The sequence below is a fragment of the Rhizobium sp. BK312 genome, from assembly GCF_014193605.1.
Taxonomy (GTDB): domain Bacteria; phylum Pseudomonadota; class Alphaproteobacteria; order Rhizobiales; family Rhizobiaceae; genus Rhizobium.
The window spans coordinates 369723-383296 of sequence record NZ_JACHZP010000002.1 but is presented as its reverse complement, the minus strand read 5'-3'; the positions used below and the strand labels follow the sequence as shown (position 1 = coordinate 383296).

Annotated in this window: 9 protein-coding genes; 3 read left to right on the top strand and 6 right to left on the bottom strand. The window is 59.1% G+C overall.

What is annotated here, in order from left to right:
- Positions 1-200: 200 nt before the first annotated feature.
- From FHT85_RS06440 to FHT85_RS06425, 4 genes are all read right to left on the bottom strand, one after another.
- Positions 201-1172: an ABC transporter permease gene (locus tag FHT85_RS06440; RefSeq protein ID WP_112335828.1), complete on the bottom strand. Its 972-nt coding sequence runs from the start codon at positions 1170-1172 to the stop codon at positions 201-203.
- Between the two features lie 31 nt (positions 1173-1203).
- Positions 1204-2754 carry a sugar ABC transporter ATP-binding protein gene (locus FHT85_RS06435; protein ID WP_112410364.1) on the bottom strand — a complete coding sequence of 517 codons (1551 nt, stop codon included), beginning with the start codon at positions 2752-2754 and terminating at the stop codon, positions 1204-1206.
- A gap of 94 nt (positions 2755-2848) precedes the next feature.
- The gene (locus tag FHT85_RS06430; RefSeq protein WP_112335830.1) at positions 2849-3838 is read right to left on the bottom strand and encodes an ABC transporter substrate-binding protein; all 990 of its coding nucleotides are present in this window, start codon (positions 3836-3838) and stop codon (positions 2849-2851) included.
- A 178-nt stretch (positions 3839-4016) separates the two neighbouring features.
- Complete coding sequence (locus FHT85_RS06425) at positions 4017-5036, bottom strand: aldo/keto reductase (RefSeq protein ID WP_112410363.1); 1020 nt, start codon at positions 5034-5036, stop codon at positions 4017-4019.
- Between the two features lie 246 nt (positions 5037-5282).
- Between FHT85_RS06425 and FHT85_RS06420 the strand changes: the two genes are divergently transcribed.
- Entirely contained in the window at positions 5283-6194 is a 912-nt protein-coding gene (locus tag FHT85_RS06420) for a GntR family transcriptional regulator (RefSeq protein ID WP_112399597.1), read from the top strand.
- A 21-nt stretch (positions 6195-6215) separates the two neighbouring features.
- Here FHT85_RS06420 and FHT85_RS06415 read toward each other — a convergent pair whose 3' ends face one another.
- Together FHT85_RS06415 and FHT85_RS06410 are read right to left on the bottom strand one after the other, a co-directional pair.
- A complete protein-coding gene (locus tag FHT85_RS06415; protein ID WP_112410362.1) occupies positions 6216-8459 on the bottom strand; it encodes a glycoside hydrolase family 2 protein in 2244 nt (747 codons plus the stop codon).
- A gap of 197 nt (positions 8460-8656) precedes the next feature.
- On the bottom strand, positions 8657-9559 hold the full coding sequence (locus FHT85_RS06410) for a helix-turn-helix transcriptional regulator (RefSeq protein ID WP_112335835.1): 903 nt from the start codon (positions 9557-9559) through the stop codon (positions 8657-8659).
- Positions 9560-9769: 210 nt separating this feature from the next.
- Here FHT85_RS06410 and FHT85_RS06405 point away from each other — a divergent pair, with 210 nt between their 5' ends.
- Both FHT85_RS06405 and FHT85_RS06400 read left to right on the top strand, forming a co-directional pair.
- Complete coding sequence (locus FHT85_RS06405; protein WP_112336110.1) at positions 9770-11236, top strand: alpha-glucosidase/alpha-galactosidase; 1467 nt, start codon at positions 9770-9772, stop codon at positions 11234-11236.
- Positions 11237-11369: 133 nt separating this feature from the next.
- Complete coding sequence (locus FHT85_RS06400) at positions 11370-13457, top strand: ABC transporter substrate-binding protein (RefSeq protein WP_112410361.1); 2088 nt, start codon at positions 11370-11372, stop codon at positions 13455-13457.
- Positions 13458-13574 lie beyond the last annotated feature (117 nt).

The window sequence follows — 13574 nt, the reverse complement described above, 5'->3', positions numbered from 1 at the left end:
GGGCTGCGCTTTTCGCTCTCATACCTGCTGGAGATCATCATCCATCGCCCCTGCATGCCACTTGCATTCGGGACTATATGGGCTCTGGTCGGCGCCACGTTTTGGGCGATCGTCCAACCCGATCGTGAGGCCCTTGTTTCGAACAGCAATCGGGCGGGGTAGCCCGCCCGATTTGGCTGCATCGCGTATCAATTACACCGCTAAGCGCGGCGGCGGCGCAGCTGATCGAAATAGACGATGACGATGATCAGGACGCCCGTGATGATGCGCTGCCAGAAGGAGTTGAGGTTCAGCAGGTTGGCGCCATTGTTGATGGTCGCCAGGATGAAGGCGCCGATCAAAGGGCCGTAGACCGTCCCGACGGCGCCGAACAGGCTGGTGCCACCGATCACCGAGGAGGCGATCGCCTGCAGCTCCCAGCCGTCGGCCTGGGTGGCATTGCCGATGGCGATGCGCGAGGCAAGCAGAATGCCGACGAAGGCGGCACAGGTTCCCGACAGGATATAGGCGAGATAGATCATCCAGTTGACGTTGACGCCGGACAGGCGTGCCGCCTCGCGGTTTGAGCCGACGGCGAAGAGATAACGGCCCCAGCGGCTCAGATGCAGGAAGATGACAGCCGGAATCGCTACCAGGATCACCATCCAGAACAGGCTCGGGATGCCCAGGAAATCGGACACTGCGAAATTGCTGAAATCGTCATTGACGATGTTGATCGTCGAGCCGTTGGTAATCAGCAGCCCTATGCCGCGAAGCGAGGTCAATGTTGCGAGCGTGATGATAAAGGGCGGCAGACCCATGCGCACGATGCCGAACCCATGAAATGCGCCGATCAGTACCCCGAACAACAAGGTAATGAGGATGGCGGACCACACCGGGAAACCCGCCTGCAACAGCCAGGCGATGATGACGGTACAGAAGCCGACGATCGCGCCGACGGAAAGATCGATGCCCGCCGTGATGATGACAAAGGTCTGGCCAAGCGCAAGAATGGCCGTCATCGAGCCCTGACGCATCAGATTGGTTATGTTGAGCGGCGTCCAGAACTTGTCGGTCCAGAATCCGAGAACAATCCAGAGCGCCAGAAGCAGCAGGATCAGCGTCAGGCTGAAGAGGATGTTCATCTTGCGCCGCGGCGCTACGGTCGGGCCTTCTGTCGTATTCGCGGCCATTTTTTTCTCCCTCTTTAGACTTGTTTATCGTTTAGACGCCAATCGCTTCGCCAAGGACTTCCTCATGCGTTGCCGCGTGGAAATCATGGCTGGCAACCAGCTGGCCGCTACGGAAGACGTGCAGGCGATCGGCCAGTTCATAGACTTCCGGCAGATAAGACGAGATCACGATGATGCCGGCGCCATCACGAAGCAGCTTGGCAAACAGACGATAGATCTCGGCCTTGGTTCCGACATCGACACCGACCGTCGGCTCATCGAAGATGAAGAGCTTGGCGCCGTGGCTCAGCCATTTGCCGATGACGACCTTCTGCTGGTTGCCGCCGGACATGGCGGAGACCAGAACCCGCCGGCTCGGCGTCTTGATGCTGAGATCGCGGATCTGCTTGTCTGCATTGGCCGCTTCGCTCTTGTTATTGATGATCGGGCCATGGCTCAACCGCCCGAACACGGGCAAATTGATGTTGAGGCCGATCGGCAGGTTGAGACAAAGCCCCTGATCGCGCCGGCTTTCGGGCGCCAGTGCGATGCCGAGCTCCATCGCATCGCGCTCGTTGCGGATATCGACCTTGCGCCCCTGCCAGTAGATTTCGCCTGCAGAAAGCGGCTGGCGTCCATAAAGACCGAGGGCGAATTCGCTGCGGCCGGCTCCGATCAGCCCGTAGAGGCCGACGATCTCGCCGGCACGGACGCTCAGCGAAACATTCTCGAAACCGGGGCCGGAAAGGCCGCGGGTCTCAAGGATGGTATCGCCGATCGGGATTTCCTCCTTGTGATAGATCTGATCGATGGAACGATTGATCATCAGCTTGATCAGCTCGTCATCGTTGGTTTCTGCGATCGTGCGGGTGCCGACATGCGTGCCGTCGCGCAGGACGGAGACCCGGTCAGCGAGCTCGAACACCTCTTCCATGCGATGGCTGATATAGACGATCGTTACGCCCTCGCCCTGAAGCCGACGGATCAGCTTGAACAGCTGCGCCGATTCCTGACGGGTGAGATAGGCGGTAGGTTCGTCGAAAATCAGAAACTGCGTACCGCGCATCGCGGCTCTTGCCGTTGCCACCAGCTGCTGCTGGCCGATCGTGAGCGAGCTCAAGAGTTCGCCGGCTGGCAATCCGAAACCGAGATCGTCGAGCACGGTCTGCGCCATCGTCACCATCTGCTTCTTGCGCATCAGGCCAAAGCGATTGACTTCATCGCCGAGAAAAAGATTGGCCGCGACCGTCAGGTGCGGGCAGAGCACCACTTCCTGATGAACCGCGTTGATGCCGCGGGCGATCGCCTCGTTTGGCGTTGCGAGCGCAACCGGGTGACCACACCAGAAAATCTCACCCGCCGTTCTCGTAATGACGCCGGTCAGCAGCTTGATGAGCGTCGACTTGCCGGCACCGTTTTCACCGACAATCGCGTGAATTTCTCCTGCGAGAAACGTTATCGTTGCCGGCTTCAGCGCCTCGACGAAACCATAGCGTTTCTGCAGGCCCTTAAGCTCAAGGATGGGCGAACCGGCCCGAATGCGGTTTGCTTCTGTTTTGACGGTGTCGTCGTGCCGATGGCTGATTTCTTCCAGGCTCGTCATGGGGTCTCCTCGCTCTCGCATCGCCGCGCGGCCACCTTGGGAAAGCGACCAGACGAAAAAGCCGCGCCCGATTTCGCGGGCGCGGCCCTTAGACTTACTTGACCTTCGGGTTCAACAGAGCGTCGATCTTTGGATCGCTCATATTCGCCTTGGTGACGAGATTGGCGCCAGTGTCAACGTTGGCGGCAACCTTTTCCTTCTTGGAAGCGGCAAGCGCCGTCTTGATGCCATCGTAACCCATGCGGTAGGGATCCTGCACCACCAGGCCGGCAAGAACGCCCGACTTCAGGAAGCCGACGGTCTTGTCGTCACTGTCGAAGCCGATGACCTTGATCTTGTCACCGAGCTTGTTTTCGGCGATCGCCTGGCCGACACCCTGTGCCATGATCAGGTTGGAGGCGAAGACGCCGACCAGTTTCGGATTGGCAGTGATCAGGTCGGTCATGATGTTCAGGCCGGTGGTTGCCTGGCCGTCCGCATACTTATCGGCAACGACCTTGAGGCCCGGATACTTGCTCTTGACCTCTTCCAGGAAGCCCTGGCGACGCTGGTCGAGAGAGCCGACACCCGGAAGGCTGGTGATGATGGCGATTTCACCCTCTTCCTTGCCGGTAACTCCCTTGACAGCGGCGGCAAGACCGTCAGCGGCAATACGTCCGCCCTGAACGTTGTCGGTGGTCAGGAACGAGATGAAGGATTTGGAATCGGCGGCAGAGTCGATACCGACGACCGGCACGGACTTGGCGGCTTCATCCACAGGCTTGCCGAGCGCCTTGAACTCGGTCGGCGAAATGACGACCGCAGCCGGCTTGCCGGCGACGGCGTTTTCGAGAATGCTGATCTGGCCGTTGATGTCGGATTCCGATTGAGCACCGAGCTCCGGCACCTTCACGCCGAGATCCTTGCCTGCCTGGCGGGCGCCGGCAAGAACGATCTGCCAGTAGAAGGATGTCGTATCCTTGACGATGATCGGGATGGTCACGTCGGCCGCGAAGGACTGCATGGGCATCGCCATGGCGATGACGGCAGCGCCGGCAAGGCCGGCAAAGCTGCGGCGGGACAGAAGTGACTTGGCAATTTTCATCTGCTTCTCCTCTCAAAGCGCTCTATTTTCCTGCACACCCGCCGTTGAACGCTTACGGCTCGGTATCGTAACGCCCTGAGGCATCACGCTTGGCTCGGTGGAACTGCCACTGACGCCAAAACAGGCTTTCCTCCTCTACGAAGCCGCCTCTCCGGCCGGCTCGATAGCTCTCAATTTACTAGACTCTCACAGCCTCGTCTCCCAAAGGAGGCGCGACCACAGTCAACCCTTCGAATTCCTCATACAGGCGGTCGGGAAGCCTTGGCTCCATCAGCTGCATATTGCGAACAAGACTTTCGGGCTTCGCCGTACCGATCAGAACCGAGGCCACGCTGGGACTGCGCAGCGGGAACTGAAGCGCCGGCTGGGCAAGCGGCAGACCGTGCTTGCGGGCAATCTCCTCCATCGCTCCGACCTTGGCCAAAATATCCGGCGTCGCCGGCAGGTAGTCGAAATGCGCGCCGGGCACGGGGCCTGTCGCCAGAATGCCGGAATTGAAGACGCCGCCCACGACCAGCGATGTTCCCTTCTTCTCACAAAGCGGCAGCAGCTCGGCAACGGCTGAACGATCCAGCAGCGTGTAACGGCCGGCAATCAGGATGCAATCGATATCGGCCGCATGCATTACATCCAGGCAGACCGGTATCTCGTTGACCCCGAGACCATAAGCCTTGATCGCGCCCGACGACTTCAGCTCCTCAAGAGCTTTCAGCCCGGAGCCTAGAAGCTGACCGAGATAATGCTCGTTGAGCGCTTTGCCGTGGGTATAGCCGCCGATATCGTGGACATAGAGAATATCGATGCGGTTAAGGCCGAGACGGGCATAGCTGAACTCTACCGAGCGCATGATCCCGTCATAGGAATAGTCATAATCGGCATCGAAAGGCAGGGGGTCGACATAGCCGTAATTTGGCACCCTGTCGGTCGGCACCGGGCGCATGAGGCGGCCGACTTTCGTTGACAAAACATAGCTGTCTTCTGGTTGATCACGCAGGAAATCGCCGACGCGGCGCTCGCCGAGGCCGAAGCCATACCAGGGCGCAACGTCGAAATAGCGGATACCGCTGTCCCAGGCTGCCTGCAGGGTCGCCATCGCCTGGTCGCGGGGGCAGGCGCGATAGAGGCCGCCCAGCGCCGCAGCGCCAAAGCTGATCTCTGTGACCTCAAGGCCCGTCCTGCCGATTGTTCTCGTCTGCATCACCTCTCCCTTGTGATGGCCGCCATTTCAATTTCGGTGGCGTTAACGGAGGCTCTCGACATCCATCGCCATTGATTTTGTTTTTTATCTACAATAAACATTTTGGTGTCAACGAGGAAATCATGGGGACCGTCGCGGGAGACGACGGAAACTGCGGTTTCGACAGAACTCCTGCAATTGACTGCCATCGGGACATGGTTCAGACAGCGCCACCGGCAAAGAGCGGCGACGAGACGTGAGGGGGAAATGGCAAGGCAAAACACGCTCTTCAAGGAAGCCTATAATCGCTATGCGGCCCGCTTGAAGCTCGATACCGAGCTGCCGAGCGAGCCTGAAATCGCAGCCGAACTTGGCGTCAGCCGCAGCACGGCGCGAGCGATCCTCATGCGTCTAAGCGACGCTGGCATCATTCTGTGGAACAAGCGGCAGAAGACAGTGCTTCGCCTGCCGACCCAGGCCGATTTCTTCCCCAAGGAAGAAACCGATTCCCTGCACAATATCATCGAGCGCAGCTTCATGACGCGCATCATGTCCGACGAAGCCCAGCCGGGCATGCAGATTAACGAGCTGGAACTGGCGCGAGAAATCGGCACGGGCACCTCCGTTGTTCGTGAATTCCTTATCCGTTTCAGCCGCTTCGGCCTGATCGAGAAGCGGCCGAACAGCCACTGGATTCTCAAGGGCTTCACCAGCGAATTCGCACTCGAGCTTGCCGACGTGCGCGAAATGTTCGAGCTGCACTCCGCCGCCGAGTTCGGCCGCCTGCCGGCCAATCATCACGCCTGGGAGGATCTCAAGGCGATCGAGCAGGAACACCATGAACTGCTTAAAGATTTCGACGCGCACTACCGCGATTTCTCGCGCCTTGACGAAAAATTCCATCTCCTCATCCATCGCGCCTCGAAGAACCGCTTCATCACCGAGTTCTACGACGTCATTGCCATCATTTTTCACTATCACTATCAGTGGAACAAGGCGTTTGCCCGCGAGCGCAATGCCCGCGCCGTGGCGGAGCATCTCGACTACATAGAAGCGCTGCAATCGCGCGACCAGCAAAGGATCGATGCCGCCTGCCGCCTGCACCTTGCCTCGGCGCGACAGACGCTGTTGCAGTCGATCCCGCAAGCCGCAGGCGAAATTGCCGGCTCTGCCGCCTGACGGAAGAGAGCCGGCAGCGCGTTATTTTGCGGTAAAGCTCACGCTTTGGCGGGCAAAGCGCGGAGATGAGACTTCGAGCTTGATCGCACCGGCTTCTCCGGTTGCCTGCAGCCAGAAACCCGTGGTCCCGCCCTGGAATGCCACCGTTTCCGGCCCGATGACCTTCGCCGGACCCTCAACCTTGATCTTGATGGCTTCATTGAGGAAAGGAAGACGCAAGCCAGCCTGATCGAGCGCGCGAACGATAACGCGCACCGTATCGCGCTCACCTGCGCGCAGGGTATCAGAATCGGCTTCTACCTGCAGCGAGGTTGGCAGCGGATTGGCGACCATGTGTTGCTCCACCGCCGGCTTGCCGCCGATATAGCCGGTGAAATGCACGTCCTCCCACTCCATGCCCCATACGCCGAGTTCGTCCGGCGTGAAGGAGCGGTGATCGAAAACGACGGGCGGGTGCGGTAGATGCGGGAACGTTTCCCGGTCCGGACCGAGACGCTTGGTCAGAGAACCGTAGCGCAGCTCGACCTCGTCGCAATTGGTGAGCACGATCAACGGCAGGGCGCCGCCGATATTGCGATCGCCGCGTGCCCAGATCGTGACCGGCTTCATGACGACCTCTTCGGAGGGCTCGCACTGGCTGGCATAGACATAGGCGGCGAATTTAGGCTCGCGGAACATGTCCATGACGCCGTGATAGCAGATGCGATCGCCCGAGCCGAAATCGCTGTGGGTGTTATAGTCGAACATGCACCAGCCGATCGCGCCTGAGATCGATGGATCGCCATAGGCGGCATTCAGAACTTCCAGATGCCGGCGCACATGCTCGGCCTGGCGCTGCTCCTGATCATAGATTTTCGTCGGATACATATGGCCGCCGAATTCGGTGATCAGATAGGGCACATCCTTGGAAAGGCCGGTATTTTCCTGCTGCGGCCTCAGCGGCGTGCGCGGCCGGTTGGCGCCGGGCAGTTCCTCATTGCCGAGGATGAAATCATTCATCGTATAGACGTCCTCGAGCATTTCGCTCTCGGTGATGTAACGCACGCCGCCGGTCTGGCGCGTCGGATCGAGCTCGCGCGCCAGCCGGTTCGTCTCTGTGTAGAAATCATGCGAATCCTGGGATTCGTTGATACGCACGCCCCAGATGACGATGGACGGATGGTTCCAGTCGCGCTCAATCATCCGGCGTACATTGCGGATCGATTCCTGCTGCCATTCCTTATCGCCGATATGCTGCCAGCCGGGAATTTCCTCGAAAACCAGCAGGCCGATGCGGTCGCAGTGATCGAGGAACCATTTCGACTGCGGATAATGCGAGGTGCGCACAATGTTGCATTTCAGCGTGCGCTTCATGATTTCGGCATCGCGCTCCTGGGCGGAACGGCCCATGGCATAGCCCACATAGGGGAAGGCCTGATGGCGGTTGAGGCCGCGCAGCTTCAGCTTCTTGCCATTCAGCAGGAAACCTTCCGCGGTGAAGTTCGCCGTGCGGAAGCCGAAAGTCGCGGCAAGACGGTCCATCCCGTGCTCGCTCGCAAGCTCCACGTCGGCGGAATAGAGGACGGGATTGTCGAGTTCCCACAGCGAAAGGCCGGAAAGGTCGGCGAAGCGGAGCATCACGCTTTCACCCGAGGTGTCAGCCTGGCCGGAAGCGATGGCTACGCCGCCGGCAGATCGCAAAGTAACGGTCACCGTACCTTTAAAAGCAAGATTTTGCGGATTGGAGATGTCGCAGCGCACCGTCGCGGATTTGCGGTTGGAAAGGACATCCGTCGTCTCGACCTTGATATTGGCGACGGAGACGGGCACGGCAACCTTCAGCCAGACATCGCGATAGATTCCGGCATAGGTGAGATAATCGATCCGGCCGCCGAAAGGCGGGATCTGCGGATTCTCGCTGCCGTCGATCTTGACCGTGATCAAATTCTCACCCTTGCGCAGGCGGCCGGTCAGCCGGGCCTCGAACGGCGTGTAGCCATCCTTGTGGGCGACGATTTCCTCACCGTTCAGATAGACGACGGCATCGGCCATGGCCGCATCGAAGATCAGCGATACCTCGCGGCCTGCGAAGGCCTCGTCCCAGTTGATGATCTTCTGATAGGTGAAGGCGCGTTGATAGGATTTCTCGTCGAAATAATTGAAGGGCAGTTCGACGGCCGTATGCGGCAGCGTAACACTCCATCCTTCCTGCTGGCGACCGGCATCCTCGGGCGAAAACCCTTCATGAAACGTCCAGGATTCATTGAAGGCGACAACAGAACGCATATTCAATCCTATCGATTAAGCCCGTCGCATCGGATGACGAACAGATGTTGCTGGGAAGTCAGGCGCGCGGCGAGGCAGGCGGGACGCCGCGGGGCGATATCTATACAGGCCCGCCGCCGTTGCGCAATGCGACCAGTTGGCGGATTTCGATTTTCAAGGCATACAAGCGATAGCAAGGATGCCGACCCATCATGGATCTATCGGCTCCGCGCGTTCTTCGTCTCCTCGACCGGACTGCGCACGGCGGCATACATGCCTGTCGTGCGAAACTCCGTCGGATTGATGCCGTAGATGCGGCGAAATACCTTGGAGAAATAATTGGCATCGTCGAAGCCCGACATGATCGCGACTTCCTTGACGGGAATGAAGGCAGCCTTCGTCAGCAGCTTCGCCGCGCGCTGCATCCGTTGTTGCAGCACGAATTCAGCCGGCGGCACGCCTTCGCTCTCGGCGAAGACGCGCGAAAAATGCGCGCGGCTGAGACCGCCCACCTTTGCAAGCTCTTCGACCGGCAGCGGCTTGTCGAGATTGGCATTGATGTGGTCGATGACAATCTGCATGACGGAGCGGTCGGCAGCAAAGGCATGCGAGCCGAAGACGTCGTCATAGAGCGCCATGGCCGCTTCATAGGCGATCGCCGAAGCCGAAGCCGGCGTCGTGGCGCCCTTGACGAGCCGAAGGCTGCAATCGGCAAGATGATCGATGGTCGCCTGCTGCAGCTTCAACACCGGACCGGCTGCGGTGAGGATCAGCCGATGGATGCGCAGCGCTTCCTCGCCGTTCATGGAAATCCAGAAATATTCCCAGCGCTCCCCCTTCTCCAGCCAATAGCGATGATTATGCGGCACGAGAACGAGCAGCGTATCACCGGCATTGACGCGATAATTACGGCTTTCATAGCGCAGGCGACCCGTGCCGCTGATCGTGTGCTGTAGGACGGTGAACGGTGTGAGGCCGCGCCGTCGTCCATCCCAATCATAGGGTTCGTCGTCGCGGATTTCATATCCCGCACTGGTCGGCATGGCGTGCAATCGGTGGCGTCCACGCGGCAGGGAAACCGTCCGCATGACCTGTCCGTTATCGATCAATTCTTGCAGCACAAAATTACCCTCAAAAGCATAATAGTTCTCTGTTCGCCTCCGTGATTATAGGCATAATCCCGCCAGAAAACAGCGCATGCTCGCCGGCGAGGAACGGCGATCGGAGGAAAAATCACGATTTCGGCCAGTGTCGCAATCGCTGCGATCATGGACCAAAATGCTGTCGATTTCCCTGCCGCTGCTTATTCGATCGACTTGAAGGTGAGGATCATGAGTTTCAAAATCGCTATTATCGGCGCCGGCAGCGTAGGCTTCACGAAAAAGCTATTCACCGACATTCTCTGCGTGCCGGAATTCCGCGACGTCGAATTCGCGCTGACCGACGTAAGTGAGCACAATCTGACGATGATCAAGGCGATCCTCGATCGCATCGTCGAAGCCAACAAGCTGCCAACACGTGTCACGGCCACGACGGATCGCCGCGCGGCACTGTCAGGCGCACGCTATATCATCAGCTGCGTGCGCGTCGGCGGCCTCGAAGCCTATGCCGAAGATATCCGCATCCCGCTGAAATACGGCATCGATCAATGTGTCGGCGATACGATCTGCGCCGGCGGCATTCTCTACGGCCAGCGCAACATTCCGGTCATTCTAGATTTCTGCAAGGATATCCGCGAAGTCGCAGAGACGGGCGCCAAGTTCCTGAACTATGCCAATCCGATGGCGATGAACACCTGGGCGGCGATCGAATACGGCAAGGTCGACACGATCGGCCTTTGCCACGGCGTCCAGCATGGAGCCGAACAGATCGCCGAAGTGCTCGGCGCGAAGGACAAGAACGAACTCGATTATATCTGCTCGGGCATCAACCACCAGACCTGGTTCGTCGATCTGCGCTTCAACGGTCGCAAGATCGGCAAGGATGAGCTGATCGCAGCCTTCGAGGCGCATCCGGTCTATTCAAAGCAGGAAAAGCTGCGTATCGACGTTCTCAAGCGTTTCGGCGTCTATTCGACGGAGAGCAACGGACACCTGTCGGAATACCTGCCCTGGTATCGCAAGCGCCCCGACGAGATCAACAAGTGGATCGACATGTCGGACTGGATCCATGGCGAGACCGGCGGCTATCTGCGTCATTCCACCGAGACACGCAACTGGTTCGAGACGGAATTCCAGCAGATCCTCGATAGCGCCTCGCAACCGATCGACCCGGCACGCCGCTCCAATGAGCATGCCAGCCATATTCTCGAGGCGTTGGAAACCAATCGCGTCTATCGTGGCCATTTCAACGTCAAGAACAATGGCGTCATCACCAATCTGCCCGCCGATGCCATCATCGAGTCACCCGGCTTCGTCGATCGCTTCGGCATCAACATGGTGGCGGGAATTACTCTGCCGGAGGCATGTGCAGCGACCTGCATATCCTCGATCAACGTTCAGCGCATGTCGGTCCATGCGGCTATCAGCGGCGATATCGACCTCTTGAAGCTTGCCGTCCTGCATGATCCGCTGGTCGGTGCCGTCGCCACACCGGAGGAGGTTTGGCAGATGGTCGACGAAATGGTCGTCGCGGAAGCGCGCTGGCTGCCGCAATATGCCCATGCGGTCGATGGCGCAAAGGAGCGTCTGTCGCAGGGGAAGGTCAAGACGCGTGACTGGAAGGGTGCAGCAAGCCGCAACGTACGCTCGATCGAGGAATTGCGGGCAGAAAAGGCCGCGTTGAAGCAGGCCGGCTAACGAACAGCAGATCGGAAGACAATGGCTGCGGCGGCAGAGGGGTGATATCCCGCCGCAGCCGGCCGTCTTCCGTTTTACGGGAGGAACGCGACGCCTCGAACGGAAAGCTCGCGATATTGGGAGAGAGAACAAGATGAGACATTTTCGACCGATCGGCCTTCTCGCCGCGTTGACGATTGCCACATCCGCGATCGCCATCAGCGCCTATGCAGCCGAGCCGACAGTGCCGCCCGTTCCGCCGGTTTTCCCGGCTGAGGGCAAGATCAAATATGTCGAGCGCAACTCCATCCTGGAGTTCAAGGCGCTGCCGGAATATCACGAGCCCGCCTGGATCACGGACAAGTTCGTCAAGACCGGCAAGCTGCCGCCCGTCAAGGATCGCCTGCCGAAAGAGCCGCTCGTCTTCAAGACCGGCAACATGCCCGACGGCATCGGCGTCTACGGCGATACCATGCGCCATGTTATCGGCGGCAGGCCGGAAGGCTGGAACTACGGCGCCGGGCAAACCCAAGGCTGGGGCGGCATCGACATCGCCCTTTCGGAATGCCTGACGCGCACGGCTCCCCTGTTCCAGGTGGAAGCAAAGGATACCGAACCGCTACCGAACCTTGCCAAGGGCTGGGAATGGTCGTCCGACGGCCATAAGCTCACCATGCATCTGATCGAAGGCGCGAAATGGTCCGACGGCGTGCCCTTCAATGCCGATGACATCATGTTCTACTGGGAAGACGAGGTCATCGACCCGAACGTCTCGCCGCTTGGCGGCGGCGCATCGCCGGAAGCTTTCGGCGAAGGAACGACGCTGAAGAAGATCGACGATTACACCGTCGAATGGACGTTCAAGGATGCCTTCCCGAAGCAATATCTCTATACGATGGCCTATCCGAATTTCTGCCCAGGCCCGTCGCACATCCTGAAGCCGCAGCACCCAAAATATTCCAAGAACACCTACGATCAGTTCAAGAATGCTTTCCCGCCGGAATATATGAACATTCCGGTCATGGGTGCCTGGGTTCCAGTCGAATACCGGCCGGATGATATCATCGTCCTGCGTCGCAATCCCTACTACTGGAAGGTCGACGAGAAGGGTAATCAGTTGCCCTACCTCAATGAGCTGCACTACAAGCTCTCGACCTGGGCGGACCGTGACGTCCAGGCTGTTGCCGGTTCTGGTGACATTTCAAACCTGGAGCAACCGGAAAATTTCGTCGCTTCGCTGAAGCGCGCCGCACAGCCCGATGCGCCGGCTCGTCTTGCCTTCGGCCCTCGCCTCATCGGCTATAACCTGCAGATGAATTTCTCCGCCAATGGCTGGGGCAGTCCCGATCCCCGTGCTCAGGCCGTTCGCGACCTGAACCGCAATGAGGATTTCCGCAAGGCTGTTACGATGGCGCTGGACCGCAAGTCCCTCGGCGAGTCACTGGTCAAGGGCCCGTTCACGGCGATCTACCCGGGCGGTCTTTCCTCCGGCAGCAGCTTCTACGATCGTAATTCCACCGTCTATTATCCGTTCGATCTTGCTGCGGCTAAGGCCGAGCTTGCGAAGGCTGGTCTGAAGGATACCGACGGCGACGGCATCGTAAACTTCCCGGCGGGCGTCAACGGCGGCAAGGATGTCGAGATCACCCTGCTGGTTAGCAACGACTACACCACCGACAAGAGCCTCGCCGAAGGCGTCGTTGGCCAGATGGAGAAGCTCGGGCTGCGCGTCATCATCAATGCGCTCGACGGACCCAAGCGTGACGATGCCAATTATGGCGGTCGTTTCGATTGGATGGTTCGGCGTAACACTACGGAGCTCGCCTCGGTCGTCCAGAATACGGAGCAGCTCGCACCTGTCGGTCCCCGCACGAGCTGGAACCATCGTGCGGGTGCGGATGGTACGGTTGATCTCATGCCCTTCGAAAAGGACATGGTGGATGTCGTCAGCAAATTCACGACATCGAAGGACAACGACGAACGCGTGGCTTTGATGAAGCAGTTCCAGAAGATCTCGACGGGACACCTCTACAATATCGGTCTGACCGAGTATCCTGGTGCGCTGATCATCAACAAGCGCTTCTCCAACGTTCCTGCGGGTACGCCGATCTTCCTGTTCAACTGGGCAGAGGACTCGATCATCCGCGAGCGCCTTTGGGTCGCAGCCGACAAGCAGGGCAAGTACGAACTCTTCCCAGAAGGGCTTCCGGGCGCTCCTGGCAGCGCCGGTCCGATCAAGTAAGGTTGCATGAAATACCCATGGCAGCCGGTATGATGCCGGTTGCCATGGGGCTTGAAACATCCAGCGATCAGCTGTCGCCGGGATAGAATTGAACCGCTGGCGTATATCATCCCGATG